Genomic DNA, 23,328 nt, shown 5'->3' on the forward strand with positions numbered 1-23,328 from the left:
ACTGCTTTGACCGGGCGGATGTGTCCGGACCCCGTCAAAGCAGCCTCGAACGCCATATGGGCGCCGAAATTCCCCCGCCCGGGTGAAGTTGCGGACGGTTGTTCAGCTCCGCCTGCTGGCCGCCTCGTACAGGACGATCCCGGCCGCGACACCCGCGTTCAGCGACTCCGCGCCACCCGGCATCGGGATGCGCACGCGGAAGTCGCACGTTTCGCCGACGAGGCGGGACAGGCCCTTGCCCTCACTGCCGACGACGATGACGACGGGGCCCGCCAGGGCCTCCAGGTCGCCGAGTTCGACCTCGCCGTCCGCCGCCAGGCCGACGACCGTGATGCCGGCCTTCTTGTAGGCCTCCAGGGCCCGGGTGAGGTTGGTGGCGCGGGCGACCGGGGTGCGGGCGGCCGTACCGGCGGAGGTCTTCCAGGCGCCGGCGGTCATACCGGCCGAGCGGCGCTCGGGCACGACCACGCCGTGGCCGCCGAAGGCGCAGACGGAGCGGACGACCGCGCCGAGGTTGCGCGGGTCGGTGACGCCGTCCAGCGCGACGACCAGCGGGTCCTCGCCCTCCTCGGCGGCGGCGTCGAGGAGGTCCTCGGGGTGAGCGTACTCGTACGGCGGGACCTGCAGGACCAGGCCCTGGTGGTTGAGGCCGTTCGTCATGCGGTCCAGCTCGGGGCGCGGGGCCTCCATCAGGTTGATGCCGCCGCGCTCGGCGGCGAGCTGGAGGGCCTCGCGGACGCGCTCGTCGTTGTCGATGAACTGCTGGACGTAGAGGGTCGAGGCGGGGACGCCCTCGCGGAGTGCCTCGACGACCGGGTTACGGCCGACGACCAGCTCGGAGGTCGACCTGCCGCCGCCCCGGCGCTGCTGGGGGCGGCCCTGGCCGCGGCGGGACTTGGCCGCGGCGGCGCGCTGCTTGGCGTGGCCCTTGCGCATCTCGGCGGGCGGGGTCGGACCCTTGCCCTCCAGGCCGCGGCGCCGCTTGCCGCCGCTGCCGACCTGCGCGCCCTTCTTGCCGGACATGCGGCGGTTGTTCGCGGCCATGACCTACCTGTTCTCTGCGAAAAAGTGTGCGTACGTCTATGCAGTGTGCCGCCCGGGGGCCGGGCGGCACAATCGATCAAGGCCTGCGCTCAGCGCGGGCCCAGGGTCCAGCGCGGGCCCTGTGGGCCGTCCTCGATGACCAGGCCCGCCTGGCCCAGCTGGTCACGGATGGCGTCGGCCGTCGCCCAGTCCTTGCGGGCGCGGGCGGACTCGCGCTGGTCGAGGACCAGACGGACGAGGCTGTCGACCACGCCGTGCAGGTCCTCGCTGTGGTCGGACTCCCCCGCCCACTGCGCGTCCAGCGGGTCCATGCCGAGGACGCCGAGCATGGCCCGCACCTCGGCGAGCCGGGCCACGGCGGCTTCCTTGTCGTCGGCGGCCAGCGCGCTGTTGCCCTGCCGGACGGTGGTGTGCACGACTGCCAGGGCCTGCGGGACGCCCAGGTCGTCGTCCATCGCCTCGGCGAAGGCGGGCGGGACCTCGGCGGCCGGTTCCACGCTCTTGCCGGCCAGTTCGGTGACCCGCTGCACGAAGCCCTCGATCCGCGCGAACGCCGACTCGGCCTCGCGCAGCGACTCCTCGCTGTACTCGATCATCGAGCGGTAGTGCGGGGTGCCCAGGTAGTAGCGCAGCACGACGGGCCGCCACTGCTTGACCATCTCGCTCACGAGCACGCTGTTGCCGAGCGACTTGGACATCTTGTCGCCGGCCATGGTCACCCAGGCGTTGTGGACCCAGTACCGGGCGAATTCGTCGCCGTAGGCCCTGGCCTGGGCGATCTCGTTCTCGTGGTGCGGGAAGATCAGGTCGAGTCCGCCCCCGTGGATGTCGAACGCGCTGCCCAGGTACTTGTGCGCCATGGCCGAGCACTCCAGGTGCCAGCCCGGACGGCCCGCGCCCCACGGCGTCGGCCACGTCGGCTCACCCGGCTTGGCCGCCTTCCACATCGCGAAGTCCCGCGGGTCCCGCTTGCCGGTCTCGCCCTCGCCGGACGGCTGCAGCAGGTTGTCCAGCTCCTGCCGGGACAGCTCCAGGTAGTGCGGGAAGGAGCGTACGTCGAAGTAGACGTTGCCGTCGGCGGCGTAGGCGTGCCCGCGCTCGATGAGGCGCTGCATCATCTCGACCATCTCGGTGATGTGGCCGGTGGCGCGCGGCTCGTAGGTCGGCGGCAGGCAGCCCAGCGCGGTGTAGCCCTCGTTGAAGGCGCGCTCGTTGTCGTACCCGATCGACCACCAGGGCCGGCCCTGCTCGTGGGCCTTGGCGATGATCTTGTCGTCGATGTCCGTGACGTTGCGGACGAACGTCACGTCATAGCCGCGGTAGGCGAACCAGCGGCGCATGATGTCGAAGTTGAGCCCCGAGCGGATGTGCCCGATGTGCGGTGCCGCCTGCACGGTGGCGCCACACAGGTAGATCGAGACACAACCCGGCTTGAGCGGGGTGAAGTCACGGATCTGCCGGGCGCTGGTGTCGTACAGGCGAATAGTCACCACTCCAGGGTAGTGGGCGCGAGAGGGTGCCTCACGCCCCTTCCCCACAATGCGGGGGCCTCACAGCCGCCCCACCACCTTCCGGGGACTGACGCGTACGACCACCCGCTGGGCGTCCTGGGCCGACGCCGGGTTGCCCCGTCCGACAGCGGGCTCCGCCCGCGGGCCGCGTACTTCTGGCCCGCGCCCCGCCCACCCGGCCCACAACCCGACTCGGCCGACCGCCCCCGACAGGCACCCCGGCGGCCCCGTGAGACAACCCGCCGGGCCCGCCCCCTGCTCACGCAAGCCGCCGCCTCACAGCCGCCCCACCACCTTCCGGGGACTGACGCGTACGACCACCCGCTGGGCGTCCTGGGCCGACGCCGGGTTGAAGTCCGCGTATTTCTGGCCCGTGTACTTCTCGCTCAGTTCGTCGATGAGTTCCGGAGCGCCCTCGGTCGTCATCGCGGCGGTGCCGCGGACCTCGGCGTACTCGTAGGGCTGGTCGGGGTTCATGACGACGACCGTCACCCGGGGCTCGCGGTCCAGGTTCTTGTACTTGCGGCGGTCGACCGTGGTGGAGAAGAGGAGGTCGTCGCCGTCGCGCTTCACCCAGACCGGTGACAGCTGCGGGCTGCCGTCGGGCTGGACGGTGCCGACGACGATGAACACCTTGCCGTCGAGCAGGGACTTCAGACGGTCGGACAGTACGGCGGACATGGGCACCCTCCGGAGTCCAGAGATCACTGGTGGTCGTGTGGGTACCCTCGCACGCGCTCAGCTCACCCGCACCACGAGCGCCGTCGCCACCGCCATCAGCCCCTCCTCGCGGCCCGGGAAGCCGAGGCCGTCGGTCGTGGCGCCGGAGACGGAGACGGGCGCGCCGGCCGCCTCGGAGAGGATCTTCTGGGCCTCGTCGCGGCGCTTGCCGATCTTCGGGCGGGGGCCGACCACCTGGACGGCGATGTTGCCGATGGTGAAGCCGGCCTCGCGGACGATCCGGGCCGCCTCGGTGAGGAGGGTGGTCCCGGAGGCCCCCGACCACTCGGCGCGGCCGGTGCCGAAGTGCTGTCCGAGGTCACCGAGTCCGGCGGCGGAGAAGAGGGCGTTGCACGCCGCGTGGGCGACGACGTCGGCGTCGGAGTGGCCGGCCAGCCCTGCCCCCTCGCCCTCCCACTTCAGGCCCGCGCACCACAGCTCGCGGCCCTCCTCGAAGGCGTGGATGTCGGTGCCGATGCCGACCTGGGGGAGGATCAGCGGCTGCTCAGAAGCCATCGTTGAGCCTCCTGCGGGCCAGGACCGCCTCGGCGAGGACCAGGTCGAGGGGGCGGGTGACCTTGAATGCCTCCTCGTGACCGGGGACGGCGACGACCGTCAGGCCCAGCTGTTCGACCATGCTCGCGTCGTCGGTGACGCCCGCGGTGACGGTCTCGTGGGCGCGGACCAGGGTCGCGCGGTCGAAGCCCTGGGGCGTCTGGACGGCGCGGAGACGGGCCCGCTCGGGAGTGGCGACGACCGGTTCCGGGTCGCCGGCGACGGCCGCGGGCTCGACCTCCTTGACGGTGTCGGCGAGCGGCAGCACGGGGACGACGGCGGGGGCGCCGTCCCGTACCGCCTCGACGACCGCGTCGACCGTGTCGACCGGAACCAGCGGTCGGGCCGCGTCGTGGACGAGGACGACGCCGTACTCGGGCGGCAGGGCGTCCAGTCCGAGCCTGACCGATTCCTGACGGCTGTCCCCGCCGGGGACGACCAGGAAGTCCGTGCGCTCGGGCAGGGCGTGCGCGTCGAGCAGTGACTTGACCTCGGCCGCGCCGTCCGGCGGGGCCACGACGATCACCAGGGAGACATGGCGGGACGCGGCGAGGGCGCGGACCGCGTGGATGAGCATGGGGGTGCCGTTCAGCGCGCGCAGCGCCTTGGGGGCGCCCGGGCCGAGGCGTACGCCCCGGCCGGCGGCGGGAATCACGGCGGCGACGGGGGTCGGCGCGGGCGAAGGGCGCGATTCGTCAGACATCGGTTCCTGTCAGGTTTGTGTGCTCGACCTAGGTGGGTATGGCCTGGAGGAGTGCCGGGCGCGACGCCTTGACCGGACCCTTTCCGTGACCCTGGTCGAGCCATCTGCCCGGGCCCGGCACATCAAGTATCGGGGGGCTTGCCTCTCGGGGGCTTTCCGAAGAACACGGAAGAGCGGCGAAGAGCGGGGCTTTTCCGGGATCCGGCGCCATGGATACGAACATGCCGCAGCGCCCGGCGACAGGATCAGTGTCATCGGGCACCGCGGCATTTACTGTGCTGAGCGTGGCGGGAGCGAAGGATCGCTGCCGTGGCGCGTCAGGAGGCGAGCACCTCGTCGAGCAGGGCTTCGGCCTTGTCCTCGTTCGTGTTCTCCGCGAGAGCCAGTTCGCTCACCAGGATCTGGCGGGCCTTGGCGAGCATGCGCTTCTCACCGGCGGACAGTCCGCGCTCGCGCTCACGACGCCACAGGTCACGCACGACTTCCGCGACCTTGATGACATCGCCGGAGGCGAGCTTCTCCAGGTTTGCCTTGTAGCGACGCGACCAGTTCGTGGGCTCCTCGGCGTACGGCGCGCGCAGCACCTCGAAGACCCGGTCCAGCCCGTCCTGACCGACCACATCACGCACGCCGACGAACTCCGCATTGTCCGCTGGCACACGTACCGTCAGGTCACCCTGGGCGACCTTCAGCACCAAGTAGGTCTTGTCCACGCCTTTGATCTGGCGAGTTTCGATGGCCTCGATCAGCGCGGCCCCGTGATGGGGATAGACCACGGTGTCGCCAACCTTGAACGTCATGTGACAGGTACCCCTTCCGTGGCTATCCAGGGTAACACGGATACGGCGTCTTCTGAATGGCGTTTTCGCAGGTCAGGGCATATCTCGGGGCTTGACAACTGCGACAGGAACGTGCTGCGAGGGGCCTGCGGAACCAGGAATTCGCAGGTGGGAGGGGCTCTTCGGGCGAGGGGAAACGCGTACGTTACACACTTCCCGAGCCGTCTCCAAGTGGATGAACGTCCCGTTTTGTCCGGTTCCAAGCGTACGACTTCCGCTACTCCGTTCGGTGACCCGGGACGGATCCGAGCCGATTCCGGAATTGATCAACGGCTGCCGGAGGGGGTGGCGCGTGATCAATATCCGGGGTGTCGCACATTCCTTCACGTAGATTTTGCGAGCGGTTATGTGAATGCCGGACGAGCGCCCGGCAAAGTGACTGGAGGGTCACTTGTGACCGGGGTGACGAAGGCTCGCGGTACCTCCAGCCGGAGGGAAGCGGAGCGCTCGGGGAGGGTCGGGTGCAGGCGCCCGGGAACGGCTCGGTAACCTGAGGCCGCTGACAGACACTTAGGGTGGCTTTAAAAGAGGAGCCGCCCGCGCGTTCAAGGAGTTGCCGCCGCCGTGAGCAGCAGCCTTCGACGCGGCGCCCTCGCCGCCTCCGCCATCGTCTTCTCGATCGCCTCGCTCGCCGCCTGCGGCGCCGGAAACGACTCCCAGACCCTTGAGGTCAAGCCGGACAACGCGGCGACCAGCGTCGGTGACATCAAGATCCAGAACGCCACGATCGTCACTCAGCCCGACCTGAAGTCGACGGGCCCGGCCGTGGTCTCCGCGACCCTGTTCAACATGGGCAAGGACCCCCAGACCCTGCAGTCGATCACCATTCCGGGCAGCACCGAGACCGTGAAGCTGAGCCCCGCCAAGGGCGGCAGCCTGACCGTCCCGGCGCACGGCTCGCTGATCCTCGGCGGCAAGGGCAACGCCTCCGCCGAGATCCCCAACGGCCACGAGTCGGTCCAGAACGGCAACGCGCAGAAGGTGACCTTCACCCTCAGCACGACCGGTGACGTGAGCCTGCGCGCCTACGTGGTCCCGGCGACCGGCTACTTCGACAAGTGGGGGCCGAGCCAGATCCCGTCCGGCCCGGCGACGAACTCCCCGGCTCCGGGCGCCTCCGCCGGCGGCAAGCCCCACAAGGGCGGCAAGGCGAGCCCGTCGTCCTCCCCGAGCGACACGGCGAGCAGCACCGCGAGCACCCCGAGCACCGGCGCCACCCCGAGCGACTCCGCGTCCCAGTCGACGGCCGGCCGCTGAGCACCGAGACACGAACGAAGGGCGGCACCCCTTGCCGGGGTGCCGCCCTTCGTCACAGCCGCGTGCGGGAGAGCCGTACGGTCTACGGCTCGAACTTGTAGCCCAGACCCCGCACCGTCACCAGGTATCGCGGAGCACCCGGGTCCGGCTCGATCTTGGCGCGCAGGCGCTTGACGTGGACGTCGAGCGTCTTGGTGTCGCCCACGTAGTCGGCGCCCCAGACACGGTCGATGAGCTGCATGCGGGTCAGGACGCGGCCGGCGTTGCGCAGCAGCATCTCCAGCAGGTCGAACTCCTTCAGCGGGAGGTCGACCTTGGAGCCGGCGACCGTCACCACGTGGCGGTCGACGTCCATGCGGACCGGGCCGGCCTCCAGCGCGGCCGGGGTGACCTCCTCCGGCTCGCCGCGGCGGCGCAGCACGGCCCGGATACGGGCCACCAGCTCGCGCGAGGAGAAGGGCTTGGTGACATAGTCGTCGGCTCCTATTTCCAGGCCGACGACCTTGTCGATCTCGCTGTCCTTGGCCGTCACCATGATCACGGGGACGTTGGAGCGACCGCGCAGCTGGCGGCACACCTCCGTGCCGGGCAGACCCGGCAGCATCAGGTCGAGGAGTACGAGGTCGGCGCCGTTGCGCTCGAACTCGTCGAGTCCGTCGGGGCCGGTGGCCGCCACGGCGACCTCGAAGCCCTCCTTGCGGAGCATGTACGACAGGGCGTCGGAGAAGGACTCCTCGTCCTCGACGACGAGCACACGGGTCACGGAAGGACCTCCGGGGCGGGAAGCGGTTCATACGGGGATGACTCGGGGGCGCCGCCGTCCTCGTCGTCTTCGTCGAGGTCGGGGTGCTGTTGCGCGCGGTCGCGGGCCGCGCCCGCCTCCGGCAGCCTGAGGGTGAAGGTGGAGCCCTGGCCTTCGGCGCTCCAGACCGTGACCTCCCCGCCGTGCGAGGCGACCACGTGTTTGACGATCGCGAGGCCCAGACCGGTGCCTCCGGTGGCCCGTGAGCGGGCCGGGTCGACGCGGTAGAAGCGCTCGAAGATGCGCTCCTTGTCCTTGTCGGAGATGCCGATGCCCTGGTCCGTCACGGCCAGCTCGATCATGTCGCCGCCGGGTGCGTTGACCCGGCGGGCGGCTATGCCGACCCGGGTGCGGGCCGGGGAGTAGTTCACGGCGTTCTCGACCAGGTTGCCCAGGGCGGCGGCCAGCTGGCCGCGGTTGCCCCAGACGGCCAGGTCCGCCGTGCCTCCGGCGGCCATGGTGATCTGCTTGGCGCCGGCCTGGTGGCGGCAGCGGTCGACGGCCTCGGCGACCAGCTCGTCCACGCGGACGGGCTCGGCGTCCTCCAGCGGGTCGTCGTTCTGCACCCGGGAGAGGTCGATCAGCTCCTGGACCAGGTTGGTCAGCCGGGTCGCCTCGATCTGCATGCGGCCCGCGAAGCGCTGCACGGCCTCCGGGTCGTCGGAGGCGTCCATGACCGCCTCGGAGAGGAGGGAGAGCGCGCCGACGGGCGTCTTCAGCTCATGGCTCACATTGGCCACGAAGTCGCGCCGTACGGCCTCGATCCTCCTGGCCTCGGTCAGGTCCTCGACCAGCAGCAGGACCAGGCGGGAGCCGAGCGGGGCAACGCGCGCGGAGACGGCGAGGGCCTCGCCGCGTCCGGTGCCACGCCGGGGCAGGTCCAGCTCGACCTGCCGTATCTCCCCGTCACGTCTGGTGTCCCGGGCCATCTGGAGCATCGGGTCGACGGCGAGCTTGCCGCCCCGGACCAGCCCGAGGGCGTAGGCGGCGGAGCTGGCCTTGACGACGGCGTCGGCCTCGTCGAGGACGACGGCCGAGGAGCGGAGCACGGACAGTACGGTGTCCACGCCGGGCGGGAGTACGGGATCGGTGTGCAAGGAAGTCCTGGTCGGTCGCTTCTGGTCGCGTTCGCTCCAGCGGAACGCCAGCATGGCGATGACGCCGGTGAGCACCCCGGCGATCGCTGCCGCTGCGGCGACCGCCGCGTTCACGTCCATGCCTCCAGGTTAAGCAGCGGGTACGACATGACCCCAGCCGTCGAGGTGGGACCTCGGACACTCGTCGCCCAGAGTTCACCTTGGAGCCAGGATTGGTTCATTTGGGGTGGCGGAAACGGACGCGTGCGGGGCAGAACGTGGGAGCGTGGGGACCAAGCACACCTATGAGAGGGAACCCTGATGCGGGACGCGTACCACGAGGAACTTGACTCGATCGGCGACGGTCTGGTGGAGATGACCCGGCTGGTCGGGTCGGCGATCGGGCGCGCCACGACCGCCATCCTGGACTCCGACCTGAAGCTGGCCGAGAGCGTGATCGAGGCCGACCAGAAGGTCGACGAGCTCCAGCACGACCTGGAGGCGCGGGCGATAGCCCTGCTCGCCCGGCAGCAGCCGGTGGCGACCGACCTCCGTATCGTCGTCACCTCCCTGCGGATGTCCGCCGACCTGGAGCGGTCCGGCGACCTGGCCCAGCACGTGGCGAAGCTGGCGCGCCTGCGCTTCCCCCAGCGGGCCGTCCCCCAGGACCTGCACGCGACCATCCTGGAGATGGGCCAGCTCGCGCAGCGCCTGATGGCGAAGGCGGCCGAGGTCATCATCACGAAGGACATCGACCTCGCGCTCCAGCTGGAGCAGGACGACGACGAGATGGACCTGCTGCACCGCACGCTGTTCCAGCACCTGATCGACGACCGCTGGAAGCACGGCATCGAGACCGCCGTCGACGTCACCCTGCTGGGCCGCTACTACGAGCGGTACGCCGACCACGCCGTGGCCGTCGCCAAGCGCGTCGTCTACCTGGTCACGGGCGAGCACGCGGACGAACTCCAGGCGGACATCCAGCCGGTGACGGGCGTCGAGGGCGCGTGACCCCTCCGGGGCGGGCGGGCAGTCGGGGCGGTTCGGGGTTTCCGGGGCCGTTGAGGCCTGCGGGGTCCTGGGCCCGGTCCGGATCGGCTCCGGGCCGGTTCCCGGTCCGCTCCGGGTCCGCTCCCGATCCGCTCGGGGGCGCCTGGGCGCCTCCGTGCGCCGTTGATGCGCCCGGGGATACGGGCATGGAATGGACGAGGGCACCCCTGCCCCAGCGTTTAGGAGGGACCCATGGCCGAATCCCCCAGCACCACGCCCGACCCCACGCAGGAGCGCGAGACCGACCAGCCCGCCCCCGTCACGAGCCTTCCGCTGATCGGGGCGTGCGGGTGCGGCTCGGGCTGCGGGTGCGGGTGCCAGTCGGGCGCGCCCTGCCAGTGCGGCTGACGGACGGCACGACGTCGTAGGACCGGTAGGGCCGGTGTGAACGCGATTCACACCGGCCCTACCGGCGTACGGTCCCCGGTCACGGCCGTTGGGCACGCCCGTGCAGGTCCTCCAGCGCATCGCGAACGCTGTTCGTGCGGTGCCAGTCCAGCCAGGCCCCCGCCTCCCGCGCGACCCGGTCCAGCGCGCCGAGTTCGGCCCCCGTGTAGGCGTGCCCGGGCCGGTCGTAATGGGTGGAGAACATGCCCTGCGGCCGGCCGGCCGGACCCGGGATGGGGGTGCACTGCAGCGAGCGGATGTGGGCGGCGAGGAGCACCGCCCGGGAGGACTCGTCGTAGACCGGCGCGGTGGCGACGTCGTCGACGACGACCCGCTCACGTTTGCGCGCGGCGTGCCCGCAGGCGGTGCTGGAGTCGTCGATCACGGCGAAGAAGTGCACGAACTCGATGGGGAAGCCGCAGTGCGACTCCAGGCGCAGGGTGTTGTCGCTGGCGTCGATGAGCTGGACGTTCACCATGGTCGTACGGGTGATCGCGCCGACGGCGTCCCGCAGCGCGTCGAGGAAGACCGGCAGCGGCGGCGGCCGGTCCGCTGTCCCGGCGACGAACCCGACGACGGGCTGCGGAAGCCGGATACGGCCCGGGAACCAGGCCCTGTCGGCGCGGGGCGGCGGAGTCTGGGCGAGGGCCGCCGCGAGCGGGACGGCACCGAGGCCGTGGGCGCGGCCGACGGCCCGGAGCAGGGCGGCGGCACCGAGGGCGTGCCGCAGGCCGTACCGCTCCATGAGAATGCCCTGCGCGCGGGCGACCAGGGCATGCGCGAGCAGCTCGTGGCGCAGTTCGACGGCGTACGGGCGCAGGTGGGAGCCGTCCGGCACGGCGGCCGACGCGAAGACGGCGCTCAGCGCTTCGGACACCGACGGGTACAGCCCGCATCCGACGGCCCCGGGCAGCCGCGCCCCGGCCAGGACGGCGGCCGGCTCGGCGGGGCAGGCGGCGAGGAAGACATGGCGGCCGTGCTCACCGGCACCCTCGGCGAACCGGTACAGGGCCTTGACGGCGGGGACCGACAGACGGCGCAGACCACTCAGATCGAGGAGGAGCTGGGTGCGGCCGGGGGCGCGGAGCGCGGCGTCCAGCTCGGCGCCGGAGTCGGCGTCGCCGTACAGCGCGAGAACCGTCAGCCGGCCCGTCGCCAGTCCGGGCATGGCCAGTTCCGCCACGGTCCGGCAGGAGAAATGCTGCATCGCGGGCCCCTGCCCTGCTGCCACGAAACCACCCGGGCCCCGTGGCTCGGCCCCCCTCCCAGCGTAGTCACGCGGAAGGGGCGAGTCAGCCCGGCGCGGTGCCGAGTGCACCGGCTGTGCGACGAGCGTGCGGGCTGTGTACGGGGGTGAGTGGACGCATGGCGGTGGACAGCGGTGGACGGCGGCGGACGGGGTTGACGGCGGACGGGCCCGGCGACGGCCAGACGGCCACCGGATCCGGGGTGGTCAGATCCGGGCAACCGCCAAGCGGCCGGCGGGCGCCGGCTGGGCTCGGTGGCGGCCGGACGGCCGGCCAGGCTCGGCGGCAGCCGGACGTCGGCCGTTCTCCGCGGCGGCCCGCCGTCCACCGGACCGGGGCGGTGATCGGCCGTCAACCGGCTCGGCGTCGATCGGTCTCAGACGGGCCTGGGGTGAGGACGGTGTCCGGGTGCAGGGTGCGGTTGACCAGGGCCTGGGCGGTGTCCAGCAGGCGGCGGCGGTGGCCGTCGGCGTAGGCGCGCAGGGCCGCGTGGGCCTCGGACAGGGAGACGCCGCCGGTCTCCGCGAGCATCCCGGTGGCCATGTCGACGGCGGCCTTGGCGGCGAGCGCGGCCTGTACGCGGTTGCTGACGTCGGTCGTGCGCACCAGGTCCGGCCGCCAGTTGACCAGCGCGACGGCCGTGACGTCGGCGAGCGCCTGGGCCAGTTCCACGTCCAGCGGCACGAGCCCGCCGGGCCTGCGGAGCAGGAGGTTGACCGCGCCGACGGCCTGCCGGTGGACGCGCAGGGGAAGCCCGTGCAGGGAGCGGTAGCCGCGCCGCAGGGCGAACGGGGCGACGTGCGGCCAGCGGTCCCGGCTGTCCTCGAGGTCCGGGACGTCGATACGGCGGCACTCGCGGAAACTCTCCAGGCAGGGGCCCTCGTCTGCCTGGAGCTGGAAGAACTCCAGCTCGCCGGCGTCGTCCTCGGTGACCGCCAGCGGACGCAGCTCGCCACGGCCGGAGACGGCCATGATGCCGACCGCGTCGGCGCCGGTGATCTCGACGCAGTAGCGGGCCAGGCGCTCGACGACCACCACCGGGTCCATGTCGTCGGCGAGGGAGTCGGCCAGACCGACGAGCGCCTCGGCGAGCTGCTGTTCACGGCCCATCACCGTTCACCGTCCCTTCCCTCGTCCCCGCCGTCACGCCCGTCCTCACCGGCGTAGTCCCTGCGCTCACCGCTGTCTTCCGCCTGCGGCTCCGGCTCCGCCGCTGGTTCCTTGTGGAAGCGGAGCTTGCGGGCCAGGACCTCGCGGGCCACCTGGCTGACCGTGCGGCCGTCGACGTACGCGCGGGCCCGCAGCCGGTCCAGGGCCTGCCCGGGGTCCAGGCCCAGCTGCACCATCACCATGCCGACCGCCTGGTAGACCTCGGTGTGGTCGGCCTCGGAGGCCGCCACCCACGACGCTACCTCGCCCTCCGTGTCTTCCTCGGGGCCGTCGTGGCCGGCCGCCTGGAGGCTCACGAGCGAGTACGTCACCGCGTCCCGCACCCACAGTGCCGTCCGCATGTCCTGCTCCGTCAGCCCGCCGACGGATTCGCTGTACAGGTCGAGGGTGCCGATCGCGGCGCCGCTGACACCGAGCGGCAGGGAGAAGACCGCGCGGACGCCCAGTCCGACCGCCTCATGCGCGAAGATCGGCCAACGGCGGGCGTCGGCCCCGCTGGTGAGGTCGGCCGCGACGACCGGGGCGCCCTGGTCGAGAGCGCTCTGGCAGGGCCCGTCCCCCACGGTGTACTGCAGCTCGGCGAGCCGGGCGGCGACCCGGTCACTGGCGCACCAGGTGACGCGTACGCCCTTTCCTCCGGAGATCGACACCGAGGAACCGCTGACCGGCAGCAGCCGTACGCACGCCGCGCAGAGCGCGCCCGGCACCTGCTGAGGGGCGTCGGCACCCCGCGCCGCGGCGGCGAGCGCCTCCGTGACCCACAGCAGCCGCCCCTGTCCGTCCGGTGACGCTCCGCCACGGGCCGGTCCCTGCGGCTGCTCGGGCGGCATGGTCATCACCGCCCTCGCGGCACTTGGTCAGCAGACATGTTCCACCAGTATCCCGCCGGGCAAGCCCGGCACGACTGTTCCACGCCCCGAGTGCCCAGCCTGGGCCGAGTGACGTACCGCTTTTGACGGCTTCGCGGGCCGACCGGGCCCGGCACCCGGAGCCACCGTCGTTCGTGGAGCTAAGCCGCCTTGGGTGGCACCGTACGCATGTCCGAGTCGGGGTCCTGTGCGCCCTCGAACAGCCAGGTGTCGTCCTGCCCGAAGTCAGGGGTCTGGAAGGGGTTGGTCGCCGGAGGCGGCGATGCCGCACCGGAGCAGCGGGGCTGCCCCTCCAGGGCGGAGAACAGCGGCGTCAGATCGATGGGAGTCTCGCTTTCGTTGCAGGTCCCCGACGGGACCTGGTGTGCCGTGACCGGGCACAACGTTCCTACAGCTTGGTCATCTTGGCGTACGGGCTCAAGATACGCATCTGCGCTGAGCCGAAATCCACGAGCGCCGCGATTCCGTCCTCGATACCGATCACCCGGCCGAGACCGTACACGTCATGCGTGACCTGGTCGCCCATGGCGAAGTGCTTGGGAGCCGGTGTGACCGGGGCCTTGAAGGGGCTGGTAGGCAGATGACGCTTCGGTGCAGCAGGCTTTGTCATGGCTCAGTATGGGCCTACGTTTGGCCCGCTCGCTGTGGCCGTCGGCACAGATCCGGACCCGGACCAACCGCCCCAGGCCACTGACCTGGGGCTTCGAGAGTCAGTGAGCCGAAAAATCGACCCCGGGTCCATGGCCCCGCGCCCGACGAACAGCGACCCACAGCAACAAGCCCCCTACCAGCGGTGAAGCCGCAGGTAGAGGGCTTGTTCGTGCGGGCTTACTTCTTCTTGCCCTGGTTCTTGACCGCCTCGATCGCCGCCGCGGCCGCCTCGGGGTCGAGGTAGGTGCCGCCGGGGGTGATCGGGTTGAAGTCGGCGTCCAGCTCGTAGGAGAGCGGGATGCCGGTCGGGATGTTCAGGCCCGCGATGTCGGCGTCGGAGATGCCGTCCAGGTGCTTGACCAGGGCGCGGAGCGAGTTGCCGTGGGCCGCGACCAGGACCGTGCGGCCGGCCAGGAGGTCGGGGACGATGCCGTCGTACCAGTACGGCAGCATGCGGTGGACGACGTCCTTCAGGCACTCCGTCTTCGGGCGGAGCTCCGGCGGGATGGTCGCGTAACGGGCGTCGTTCGCCTGCGAGAACTCGGAGTCGTCCGCGAGCTGCGGGGGCGGGGTGTCGTACGAGCGGCGCCAGAGCATGAACTGCTCCTCGCCGAACTCGGCCAGCGTCGCCGCCTTGTCCTTGCCCTGGAGGGCGCCGTAGTGCCGCTCGTTCAGGCGCCAGCTGCGGTGGACCGGGATCCAGTGGCGGTCCGCGGCTTCGAGGGCCAGCTGGGCCGTGCGGATCGCGCGCTTCTGCAGGGACGTGTGGACCACGTCGGGGAGGAGGTCGGCGTCCTTCAGGAGCTCGCCACCGCGGACTGCCTCCTTCTCGCCCTTCTCGTTCAGGTTGACGTCCACCCAGCCGGTGAACAGGTTCTTCGCGTTCCACTCGCTCTCGCCATGGCGGAGGAGGATCAGCTTGTACGGTGCGTCGGCCATGGGACAGAGCGTAATCCACGGCTTCCCGCGCCCGCCCGGCCTGGCCAGTGGGTGGACTGTCGGCGGCATCTGTTAAACGAGTGGCCACGGCAACCCCCCGCTCTGTAAGTTGTGCTTACCGCTCGAGCCACTTACAGCGCCCCCATGGGGCGTTCTTCGATCCGTGGGGGGTCTTGTCATGTCCGCCGCCCGTCTCCGACGTGCCGCCCGGGAGACCGTCTCCGGACTCCCCCGTGAGTTCTGGTGGCTGTGGACCAGCACCCTCGTCAACCGGCTCGGCGCGTTCGTGGCCACCTTCATGGCCCTCTACCTCACCCTCGACCGCGGCTGCTCGGCCTCCTACGCCGGCCTCGTCGCCTCGCTGCACGGGCTGGGCGGGGTCGTCTCCTCACTGGGCGGCGGGGTCATGGCCGACCGGCTGGGGCGGCGGCCCACGCTGCTCATCGCCCAGTCGGCCACCGCCGCCTCCGTCGCGCTGCTCGGCTTCATGACCGACCCCGTCACGATCGCCGCCGTCGCCTTCCTCGTCGGCATGGCCTCCAACGCCTCCCGGCCGGCCGTGCAGGCGATGATGGCCGACATCGTGCGCCCCGAGGACCGGGTCCGGGCCTTCTCGCTCAACTACTGGGCCATCAACCTCGGCTTCGCCGTCTCCTCCATGGCCGCCGGGTTCATCGCCGAGGTCAGCTATCGCGCCGGGTTCCTGATCGAGGCCGGGATGACGGCGGTCTGTGCCCTCGTCGTCTTCCTCAAGCTGCCCGAGTCGCGGCCCACGGCCACGGCCAAGCAGGCCGGCTCGGACGTCAGCCTCGGGACCGTCCTGCGCGACGGGCGGTACATGACCGTCGTCGGACTGTCCTTCCTGGTCGCGCTGGTCTTCCAGCAGGGGTCCGTGGGACTGCCGGTGGCCATGGGGCGGGCCGGGTTCTCGCCCGCCGACTACGGCCTCGCCATCGCGGTCAACGGCATCCTGATCGTCGCCCTGCAGATCCCGGTCACCCGCTTCATCGAGCACCGCGACCCGCGCACCCTGCTGGTGGTCTCCTCGGTGCTCGCCGGGTACGGCTTCGGGCTCACCGCCTTCGCCGGTTCCGTCGGCGTCTTCGCGCTCACCGTCTGCGTGTGGACCCTCGCCGAGATCGTCCACGCACCGACCCAGACCGGGCTCGTGGTCCGGCTCTCCCCGGTGCACGGCCGCGGTCGCTACCAGGGCGTCTACACCCTGTCCTGGTCCGTCGCCGCACTGGTCGCGCCGCTGATGTCCGGCGCGGTCATCGACCGGCTGGGCACGGAGTGGCTGTGGGGGCTGTGTGCGGCCGTGGGGACGGTCGCGGGCGTCGGATACGGCGTGCTCATGCGCGGGCCGGCGGGTGAACGGCCGGTGCCCGCCCAGCCGTCGTCCGCCTCGGTTCAGGTCACCGAAGTCTGAGCGGAAGTCCGGGCGCGGCTCGCCCGCCCCCGCGGTCCCCGGCCGAGAGCCGTCCCACGCCCCGCACCGAGAGCAGCACGGTGCGGGGCGTCTACCGGGAAGGAAGGTACGGCCCGCCGTCAGTGGCCGAACTGCCGGTCGAAGATACCCCCGACCTTGCCGAAGTCAGGCATGTCCTGGTCGGTGTCCGACGCGCCCTGGCCGGCGTCGGACATGGCCGGTGCGCTGCTCCCGGACTCGACTCCGGTGGTACCCATGTCGTCGTTGTCGTCGGCCAGGGCCTGGGCCGCGCCTCCGAGCAGAACGGTCCCGGCGAGAGCGACGGCACCGAGTGCGGCACGTACACGCATAAGCGTCTCCTTCGGTCGATGTGTGATCGTCAGAGGTATGCCGCCGACCCACAGGCGAGAAGCGTTGACGTGCACACAAGCACCCGATTAGAGGCCGCCGTCAGGACAGGGTGCGGCCCGCCCAGCCCGAGCCGACGCGGACCCGGCTGCCGAAGCCGCCGTGGCCGGTGCCCGGGTTGAGCCAGGTCACGCCGTCGGAGTCGGCCGAGAGGAGGTCGGCCCTGCCGTCGCCGTCCAGGTCACCGGCTCCGAGCACCTGGCGGTAGCTCCGGCCCCAGTCGCGGAAGACCGGCACGCGGTCGGCGAGCTTGCCGGTGCCGGTGCCGTTGTAGCGCCACAGCTCGCCGGAGCCGTCGAGGGCGAGCACGTCCCCGTGCCCGTCGCCGTCGAGGTCCCCGGCGCCGATCACCCGGGTGTACCCCTTCCAGGCGGACCGGATCTTGACGCGCGCCGCGAAACCCGCGCTGCCGTTGCCCGCGTACAGGTAGATGTCACCGGTCGCGGCGGAGCGGGCCAGCAGGTCGGCGCGGCCGTCGCCGGTCAGGTCACCGGGGGTGGTGAGGACGTCGTAGCCGCGCCAGTCACTGCTGGTCTTCTTGTACGGGGACGCCGGCGCGGGCAGCCGGCCCGCCGGGGTCTGGTACATGCGGGCCTCGCCCGTGGGCAGCACGGCGAGGACGTCGTTGAGGCGGTCCCCGTTCAGGTCGCCGAAGCCGGTGAACCGGGTGCCGGCGGGCCAGCCGGTGGTGACGGCGCCGCTGTGCACGGAGCCCGTGGCGAGGTGGCCCGCGGCGTCGCCGTCGTACCGGGTCAGGGTGGTGCCGCTCAGGGCGAGTACGTCGGCGCGGCGGTCGTCGCCGTAGTCGCGGGCGCGGGGCAGCGGGCGGGTGGTGCCGGAGACGGCGTGCAGGGGGCCGCCGAGCGCGGAGCTGTCGTACCAGAGCGCGGTGGGGCGGGTGCCCGCGACCGTGAGGGCGCCGCCGACGGTCCGGTTGCCGGTGGTGGTGGCCAGCGTCTTGGGCGCCGACCAGCCGCCGCGGGTGCGGAAGGCGGAGACGAACCGGTACGAGCCGTTGCCGATGGACACGGTCCAGGCCGCGTGCACGGTGCCGTCGGAGGCGATGCCGGAGGTGGGGGACGCGCCGGGACGGCGGTCGTCGGCCTGCTCGACGGCGCCCCAGTCGCCGGTGCGGGCGGAGCGGGTGGTCGAGATGACCACCTTGTCCGCGGCCCCGACGAGGGTGATGTCGCCGTTCGGGGCGGTCAGCGGGCGGGGCAGGGCGCGGGGGGCGTACCAGCCGGTGAGTCCGGTCCGTTCGGTGGCGCTCCACGCGTCACCGGGAGCGGCCTTGCGGGCGAAGCGGACGGGGCCGCCGACGCTCGCCCACAGGAGGGTGAGGCCGCCGGCCGGGTCGGCGTCCAGGCGGAGGGCGCCGGGCTGGGTGCCGGTGACAGGGGTCAGGTCCTCGGCCGCGCCCCACGCGGTCGCGCCGGCCTTGCGCTCCATGATCCGGGAGTAGTACGAGGGCCCGCCCGGAGGGGTGGAGCCGCCGCCGTCGCGGGGACGGTCGTCGAGGTTCCATGCGACGGCCGCGTTGCCCGCCTCGTCGAGGGTGGCGTGCAGCCCGGTCAGGGAGAACTCCCCGTCCTCGGCCCCGCTCGTGACGGTGTCGAACACGGTGGGCTCGGACCAGGCGTCACCGGGGGCCGGCCGCTCGGTCATGCGCAGCTCGCGGCCGCCCGTGATCCGGACGGCCCAGACGGCCGTGAGGCGCCCGGCGGCGCTGCCGAAGACCCGGGGGTACTCGGCCCTGGAGGAGAGGGTGGCGACGGTGGCCGGGTCGGACCAGCGGGTGGCGCCGGGTGCCAGGGTGGCGGCCTTCAGCAGGCTCCTGCCCTCCGGGAGGCGTTCGCTCCAGTAGGCGATGAAGGAGCCGTCGGCCTGCGGGGCGAGGGCACTGCCGGAGAGATCGGCGGTGGTGGACAGCGTCCGGGGCGCGGACAAGGTGGTGGTGCCCGCGGGGCGGACCTGGACGGTGAGCCGGCGGACCGCCGCGGTCTGCGTGGGGTCCTGGGGCTCGTCACGCAGGGCGACGAGGGCGCCGTCGGCGCGGGCCTGCAGGCCCAGGACGCGGTGCTGGGCGCCGGCGGCGAGCTCGGTGGAGGTGCCCCAGGCGCCGGGCTGTACGGGGTCGGTGGCCACCGTGGCCGTCCCCGCCGCCGTCGTTGCCGTCACCGCCGCCGCCTCGGCGGACAGCGCGGGCAGGGCGCCCAGCAGGCTTCCGCTCAGCACGAGCGCGAAAGCCCCTTTGAAGGCATACGAGTTCACGATCCGGCCCCCCGACCCCAGACTTGGTAATAAAAGTGTGTGGATCTTATTAGGAGCGGAGTGACCGAGCCCCCTGCCTCGATCTCTCCCGGCAGGGGGCTCGGTGCGGTGATCGGAGTGATCAGAGGGCGGCGTTGAAGCCGACCTGGTGGGACTGGCCGAGGGTGCCCAGCGCCTCGCCCTTGACGACGTCGAGCTGGGACAGCAGGTCGGCGCTGCTGAGGGTGGTGGAGTCGAGAGTGAAGCCGGCCTCGGGGCTCAGGCCGCCGGCGACGGTGTCGAGGTCGGCGTCGGAGATCTCGAGGGTCTGCACCTGGTGAGCGGAGTTCATGGGGTAACTGCCCTTCGCATGGGTGGTCCACAGGGGAAGCGGCCCCGCTGGGGACAGACGGTGGGCCGCGACCGCAGGCACGCGCCGTCCTTTTCAGGACACCGTGGCGCGATCCCGGCGGCGCGAGCGATCAAATCACGGAGCGCTCCGGGCATCCAGCCAACCGAGGCCCGCACCGGGCCAGTTGCCGCGCCGGGTGACCGAACCGTGCGGGCACGGTCACGCTTTGGGGGCAGCTTCTCCACACGCCGGGGCACATGGGCGGACCGCAGGGCTTGCCAGCGCCACGCCGACCAGGACAACTCCGTACCAACGGAACCGGCGGCTCCGCAGTTGCGTACGCGCTGTGCAGATTCGGGCGTGATCTCTTCGGCGGGCGCGCCGTCCGCGTGCACCGCGCGGCGTATGGCGCGCGTCACAGGCGGCCGTGTCACATCTCCTCGGATCGTTCCGTCACAGAGGTGTAGCCACCAGGCACCGAACACACAGGCAAACAGACCCCAGCCACCACACGGGAGCAGATCATGGACGCGCGTCTGAACCTCTTCGAGAACCCCGTCTCCGGCAAGTTCTTCAAGTACTTCAACTCGGCGGGGAAGGCGGTCTCGGACTCCAGCCTGCCGGCCGCCACGCAGGAGCTGGTGAAGATCCGGGCCAGCCAGATCAACGGCTGCGGGATGTGTCTCGACATGCACACCAAGGACGCCGCCGCCGCCGGGGAGACGGCGCAGCGGCTGCACCTGGTCGCGGCCTGGCGGGAGGCCAAGGTGTTCAGCGACGCCGAGCGGGCCGCGCTGGAGCTGGCGGAGCAGGGCACCCGGATCGCCGACGCGGCCGGTGGCGTCCCGGACGAGGTCTGGGCGAACGCCGCCAAGCACTACGACGAGGACCAGCTCGCCGCCCTCGTCGCGCTGATCGCCCTCATCAACGCCTACAACCGCATCAACGTCCTCGTCCAGCAGCCCGCCGGCGACTACATGCCCGGCATGTTCGGCTGAGCGGCAGGCAGCCCCGTCACGGGTGCATCCGAGCCCCCTTCAGCACCTTGTCCACGCCGTTCCTCGGGCCGTACACCGCCAGCCCCACCAGGTCCAGCCCGTCCGTCGGTACGGCCCGGACCGCCGCCCGGTTGTCGCGGTCGGCACCGGTCCCGAACAGGTCCGAGGGGAAGACGGCGCACGGCAGGGCGCGGCTCAGCGTCCTGCCGTGCGCCGCCTTCAGGGTCTCCTTGGTGCCCTCGAAGACCAGCACCGGCTGGCGGAACATGGGCAGGTAGCCGACCCCGTCCGCGTCCTCGTACGGCTCGCCGATCACCTCGGGCACCTGGCTGCCGAGGCCGCTGACCAGGAACGCGGTGACGTTCAGGCGCTGCCAGGGCGCCAGGTCCGCGCGCAGCAGCACGGCGATCTTCGTGTCGAAACGGATGGGTTCAGCGCTCATGGCAGGAGACTGCCGGGCGTCGTACGGCGTCGTCTTGTACGTTCTTTGCGTGGCCGCCCGGCAGGAAGTCAGCGCGTGGCGCCCCCGCGTCCCGGGCGTCACCGAGGTCTTCCACGCCCGCTTCACCGAGTACGCCTACCCGATGCACGTCCACGACGCCTGGACGCTGCTCATCGTGGACGACGGGGCCGTACGCTACGACCTCGACCGGCACGAGCACGGCACCCCGCACGACACCGTCAGCCTGCTCCCGCCGCACGTGCTGCGCCGGCGCGTCGGGCAGCTGCACTCCGCCCTCGCCCGGCCCGGTGACGAACTGGAGGCGGAGAGCAGGCTGACCCTCGTCGCGGAGCGGCTGCGGGACCATCTGCGCCGGACGGCCGCCGCGGAGCACCGCCCGGATCCCGTTCTCGCCCGTTCGCTGCGGGAGCTGCTCGACGCCCGTGTCGTCGACGGCGTCCCGCTGGAGGAGGCCGCGCGTCTGCTGCATGCCCATCCCGCCCACCTGGTGCGGGCGTTCAGCGGCGCGTACGGCATCGCCCCGCACCAGTACCTGATGTCGCGGCGGGTCGGGCGCGCCCGGCGGCTGCTGCTGGACGGGCTGGCACCGGGCGAGGTGGCCTCGGTCACCGGGTTCTACGACCAGGCCCATCTCACCCGGCACTTCAGGAAGCTGGTCGGGGTGCCACCGGGGCGCTACCGAAGCAGCTCGCGCTGAGCGTCGTACGGGGCGGGCCGCGGTCAGTCGGCGGGACGTTCGATCAGGTGCCTGAACGCGTCCAGGTTGCGTGTGGACTCGCCGCGGGACACGCGCCAGGCGTACTCCTTGCGGATCGAGGAGGCGAAGCCCAGCTCCAGGAGGGTGTTGAAGGCGCCGTCGGCCGCCTCCAGGACCTGGCCGAGGAGGCGGTCGATCTCGTCGGGGGTGACGGAGGCGAGGGGCAGACGGGCGGTGACGTAGATGTCGCCGAGGCGGTCGACGGCGTAACCCACGCCGTACAGCTTGAGGTTGCGCTCCAGGAGCCAGCGGTGGACACCGGCCTCGTTCTCGTCGGGGTGCCGGATGACGAAGGCGTTCAGGGAGAGGGAGTGGCGGCCCACCAGGAAGGAGACCGTCGTGGACAGCTTGCGGGTGCCGGGGAGCTTGACGACGTAGTTTCCGGGCTCGGGGCTCTCCCACTCCAGCTCGGCGTCCTTCAGGACGGCTTCCAGGACCTGCCCGACCGCCTTGTTGCCATCACCCATGGTGGGAGCGTACGCGACGGCGGTGGGACTGGGTCGCGGCCGTGTAGACGTCGGCGGTCGCGGCGGCGGCCGTGTCCCAGCCGAAGGACCGGGCGTGGCGCGCGGCGGCCTCGCCCATGCTCGTCGCGAGGGACGGCTCGTCGGCGAAACGGCTCAGCACGCGCGCGTAGTCGGCCGGCTTGTGGCCGTCCACGAGGAAGCCGGTGCGGCCGTCGCGCACGGCCACCGGCAGCCCGCCGACCGAGGCGGCGAGCACCGGCGTGCCGGCCGCCTGTGCCTCTATGGCGACCAGGCCGAAGGACTCGCTGTAGGACGGCATCACGAGCACGGACGCGGCCCGGAACCAGTCCGCGAGCTGCTCCTGGCCGACCGGCGGGCGGAACCGTACGACGTCCGCGATGCCGAGCCGCGCGGCGAGCTTCTGCAGCCCCTCGGGCTTGGCGAGCCCGCTGCCGCTCGGGCCGCCGACGACCGGGACGAGGATGCGCGAGCGAAGCTCCGGGCGTTCCTCCAGCAGCACCGCCACCGCGCGCAGGAGGATGTCCGGGGCCTTCAGGGGCTGTATGCGGCCGGCGAAGAGCGGGATCAGGGCGTCCTGCGGCAGGCCGAGGCGGGCGCGGGCGGCGGCGCGGCCGTCGGCCGGGCGGAAGCGGTCGAGGTTGACGCCCGGGTGCACGACGGCGACCTTCGCGGGGTCGGCGGCGTAGTGCCGTACCAGCTCGTCGGACTCCTCCGCCGTGTTGGCGATGAGCCGGTCGGCGGCGGCCACGATCTGGGTCTCGCCGATGACCCGGGCGGCGGGCTCGGGGGTGTCGCCGTCGGCCAGGTTGGCGTTCTTGACCTTGGCCATGGTGTGCATGGCGTGCACCAGCGGCACGCCCCAGCGCTGGGCGGCGAGCCAGCCGACGTGGCCGGAGAGCCAGTAGTGGGAGTGGACGAGGTCGTAGTGGCCGGGGCGGTGACCGGCCCAGGCCTGCATCACGCCGTGCGTGAAGGCGCACAGCTGGGCCGGGAGCTCCTCCTTGGCCAGGCCCTCGTAGGGGCCCGCGTCGACGTGCCGGACGAGGACGCCGGGGGCCAGCTGGACCGTGGGGGCGAGGCCGCCGGCCGTGGCCCGGGTGAAGATCTCGACCTCGATGTTGATCGCGGCGAGCCGCTGGGCCAGCTCCACGATGTAGACGTTCATGCCGCCGGCGTCGCCGGTGCCGGGCTGGTGGAGCGGAGAGGTGTGCACGGAGAGCATCGCGACCCGTCGGGGCCTGCGGAGCAGACGGAGCCGTGACGCGGCCGACGGGGAGCGTCGCCCGAGCCTGCTGACGTACTGGCTCACGTGGCCGTCCTCCTTGCTGCGGGCATGCCGGACGGAGGACCGACCTCGTCCTCC

24 protein-coding genes are annotated in these 23,328 nt (G+C 71.9%); 5 read left to right on the forward strand and 19 right to left on the reverse strand.

Annotated features, from left to right (window positions below; all coding sequences use genetic code 11):
• Positions 1-102: 102 nt before the first annotated feature.
• The 6 genes from rlmB to ACZ7GZ_RS25280 all read right to left on the reverse strand — a co-directional run bounded on the left by rlmB (position 103) and on the right by ACZ7GZ_RS25280 (position 5,333).
• Complete coding sequence (gene rlmB, locus ACZ7GZ_RS25255; RefSeq protein WP_471027572.1) at positions 103-1,044, reverse strand: 23S rRNA (guanosine(2251)-2'-O)-methyltransferase RlmB; 942 nt, start codon at positions 1,042-1,044, stop codon at positions 103-105.
• Between the two features lie 89 nt (positions 1,045-1,133).
• A complete protein-coding gene (gene cysS / locus ACZ7GZ_RS25260; protein ID WP_471027573.1) occupies positions 1,134-2,534 on the reverse strand; it encodes a cysteine--tRNA ligase in 1,401 nt (466 codons plus the stop codon).
• A gap of 297 nt (positions 2,535-2,831) precedes the next feature.
• On the reverse strand, positions 2,832-3,236 hold the full coding sequence (locus ACZ7GZ_RS25265) for a PPOX class F420-dependent oxidoreductase (protein WP_471027575.1): 405 nt from the start codon (positions 3,234-3,236) through the stop codon (positions 2,832-2,834).
• Between the two features lie 57 nt (positions 3,237-3,293).
• Positions 3,294-3,791 carry a 2-C-methyl-D-erythritol 2,4-cyclodiphosphate synthase gene (gene ispF, locus ACZ7GZ_RS25270; protein WP_471027577.1) on the reverse strand — a complete coding sequence of 166 codons (498 nt, stop codon included), beginning with the start codon at positions 3,789-3,791 and terminating at the stop codon, positions 3,294-3,296.
• Entirely contained in the window at positions 3,781-4,533 is a 753-nt protein-coding gene (gene ispD / locus ACZ7GZ_RS25275; RefSeq protein WP_471027579.1) for a 2-C-methyl-D-erythritol 4-phosphate cytidylyltransferase, read from the reverse strand. The genes ispF and ispD overlap by 11 nt, the downstream gene beginning before the upstream one ends.
• A gap of 317 nt (positions 4,534-4,850) precedes the next feature.
• Positions 4,851-5,333, reverse strand: coding sequence for a CarD family transcriptional regulator (locus ACZ7GZ_RS25280; protein ID WP_003953493.1), 483 nt, complete (start codon positions 5,331-5,333; stop codon positions 4,851-4,853).
• 603 nt (positions 5,334-5,936) lie between these two features.
• On the opposite strand from ACZ7GZ_RS25280, the gene ACZ7GZ_RS25285 reads away from it, so the two are divergent.
• Entirely contained in the window at positions 5,937-6,629 is a 693-nt protein-coding gene (locus ACZ7GZ_RS25285; RefSeq protein ID WP_471027580.1) for a DUF461 domain-containing protein, read from the forward strand.
• Positions 6,630-6,711: 82 nt separating this feature from the next.
• On the opposite strand, the gene phoP is transcribed toward ACZ7GZ_RS25285, so the two are convergent.
• Both phoP and phoR read right to left on the reverse strand, forming a co-directional pair.
• On the reverse strand, positions 6,712-7,383 hold the full coding sequence (gene phoP, locus ACZ7GZ_RS25290) for a two-component system response regulator PhoP (protein WP_466437636.1): 672 nt from the start codon (positions 7,381-7,383) through the stop codon (positions 6,712-6,714).
• Between the two features lie 5 nt (positions 7,384-7,388).
• Complete coding sequence (gene phoR / locus ACZ7GZ_RS25295; RefSeq protein ID WP_471027581.1) at positions 7,389-8,648, reverse strand: two-component system sensor histidine kinase PhoR; 1,260 nt, start codon at positions 8,646-8,648, stop codon at positions 7,389-7,391.
• Positions 8,649-8,828: 180 nt separating this feature from the next.
• Between phoR and phoU the strand changes: the two genes are divergently transcribed.
• On the forward strand, positions 8,829-9,518 hold the full coding sequence (gene phoU / locus ACZ7GZ_RS25300) for a phosphate signaling complex protein PhoU (protein WP_471027583.1): 690 nt from the start codon (positions 8,829-8,831) through the stop codon (positions 9,516-9,518).
• Positions 9,519-9,984: 466 nt separating this feature from the next.
• On the opposite strand, the gene ACZ7GZ_RS25305 is transcribed toward phoU, so the two are convergent.
• The 5 genes from ACZ7GZ_RS25305 to ACZ7GZ_RS25325 form a co-directional block, all read right to left on the reverse strand.
• Positions 9,985-11,151 carry a GAF domain-containing protein gene (locus tag ACZ7GZ_RS25305; protein WP_471027584.1) on the reverse strand — a complete coding sequence of 389 codons (1,167 nt, stop codon included), beginning with the start codon at positions 11,149-11,151 and terminating at the stop codon, positions 9,985-9,987.
• 391 nt (positions 11,152-11,542) lie between these two features.
• Positions 11,543-12,301 (reverse strand): GAF and ANTAR domain-containing protein, encoded by a 759-nt coding sequence (locus ACZ7GZ_RS25310; RefSeq protein ID WP_471027585.1) that lies wholly within the window; start codon positions 12,299-12,301, stop codon positions 11,543-11,545.
• The gene (locus tag ACZ7GZ_RS25315; RefSeq protein ID WP_471027586.1) at positions 12,301-13,191 is read right to left on the reverse strand and encodes a GAF and ANTAR domain-containing protein; all 891 of its coding nucleotides are present in this window, start codon (positions 13,189-13,191) and stop codon (positions 12,301-12,303) included. Before ACZ7GZ_RS25315 ends, ACZ7GZ_RS25310 begins: the two co-directional genes overlap by 1 nt.
• A gap of 427 nt (positions 13,192-13,618) precedes the next feature.
• Positions 13,619-13,840 (reverse strand): hypothetical protein, encoded by a 222-nt coding sequence (locus ACZ7GZ_RS25320; RefSeq protein ID WP_345661612.1) that lies wholly within the window; start codon positions 13,838-13,840, stop codon positions 13,619-13,621.
• A 218-nt stretch (positions 13,841-14,058) separates the two neighbouring features.
• Positions 14,059-14,820 (reverse strand): phosphoglyceromutase, encoded by a 762-nt coding sequence (locus ACZ7GZ_RS25325; protein ID WP_471027588.1) that lies wholly within the window; start codon positions 14,818-14,820, stop codon positions 14,059-14,061.
• A gap of 178 nt (positions 14,821-14,998) precedes the next feature.
• Here ACZ7GZ_RS25325 and ACZ7GZ_RS25330 point away from each other — a divergent pair, with 178 nt between their 5' ends.
• Positions 14,999-16,249 (forward strand): MDR family MFS transporter, encoded by a 1,251-nt coding sequence (locus tag ACZ7GZ_RS25330; protein WP_471027589.1) that lies wholly within the window; start codon positions 14,999-15,001, stop codon positions 16,247-16,249.
• Between the two features lie 119 nt (positions 16,250-16,368).
• On the opposite strand, the gene ACZ7GZ_RS25335 is transcribed toward ACZ7GZ_RS25330, so the two are convergent.
• From ACZ7GZ_RS25335 to ACZ7GZ_RS25345, 3 genes are all read right to left on the reverse strand, one after another.
• A complete protein-coding gene (locus ACZ7GZ_RS25335) occupies positions 16,369-16,599 on the reverse strand; it encodes a hypothetical protein (RefSeq protein WP_471027590.1) in 231 nt (76 codons plus the stop codon).
• A gap of 100 nt (positions 16,600-16,699) precedes the next feature.
• Complete coding sequence (locus tag ACZ7GZ_RS25340) at positions 16,700-18,892, reverse strand: FG-GAP-like repeat-containing protein (protein ID WP_471027591.1); 2,193 nt, start codon at positions 18,890-18,892, stop codon at positions 16,700-16,702.
• A gap of 157 nt (positions 18,893-19,049) precedes the next feature.
• A complete protein-coding gene (locus ACZ7GZ_RS25345) occupies positions 19,050-19,259 on the reverse strand; it encodes a hypothetical protein (protein WP_471027593.1) in 210 nt (69 codons plus the stop codon).
• Between the two features lie 524 nt (positions 19,260-19,783).
• Here ACZ7GZ_RS25345 and ACZ7GZ_RS25350 point away from each other — a divergent pair.
• On the forward strand, positions 19,784-20,257 hold the full coding sequence (locus tag ACZ7GZ_RS25350; RefSeq protein WP_471027594.1) for a carboxymuconolactone decarboxylase family protein: 474 nt from the start codon (positions 19,784-19,786) through the stop codon (positions 20,255-20,257).
• A 16-nt stretch (positions 20,258-20,273) separates the two neighbouring features.
• Here the strand turns inward: ACZ7GZ_RS25350 and ACZ7GZ_RS25355 are convergent, their stop codons facing one another.
• On the reverse strand, positions 20,274-20,699 hold the full coding sequence (locus ACZ7GZ_RS25355) for a DUF2000 family protein (protein WP_471027595.1): 426 nt from the start codon (positions 20,697-20,699) through the stop codon (positions 20,274-20,276).
• Between ACZ7GZ_RS25355 and ACZ7GZ_RS25360 the strand changes: the two genes are divergently transcribed.
• Positions 20,698-21,417, forward strand: coding sequence for a helix-turn-helix transcriptional regulator (locus ACZ7GZ_RS25360; RefSeq protein WP_471027596.1), 720 nt, complete (start codon positions 20,698-20,700; stop codon positions 21,415-21,417). The genes ACZ7GZ_RS25355 and ACZ7GZ_RS25360 overlap by 2 nt on opposite strands.
• 23 nt (positions 21,418-21,440) lie before the next feature.
• Here the strand turns inward: ACZ7GZ_RS25360 and ACZ7GZ_RS25365 are convergent, their stop codons facing one another.
• Both ACZ7GZ_RS25365 and mshA read right to left on the reverse strand, forming a co-directional pair.
• Positions 21,441-21,944 (reverse strand): type III secretion system chaperone family protein, encoded by a 504-nt coding sequence (locus tag ACZ7GZ_RS25365; protein ID WP_471027597.1) that lies wholly within the window; start codon positions 21,942-21,944, stop codon positions 21,441-21,443.
• Positions 21,937-23,274: a D-inositol-3-phosphate glycosyltransferase gene (gene mshA / locus ACZ7GZ_RS25370; protein ID WP_471027598.1), complete on the reverse strand. Its 1,338-nt coding sequence runs from the start codon at positions 23,272-23,274 to the stop codon at positions 21,937-21,939. Before mshA ends, ACZ7GZ_RS25365 begins: the two co-directional genes overlap by 8 nt.
• Positions 23,275-23,328 lie beyond the last annotated feature (54 nt).

Source organism: Streptomyces sp. NPDC037288 (assembly GCF_055603265.1).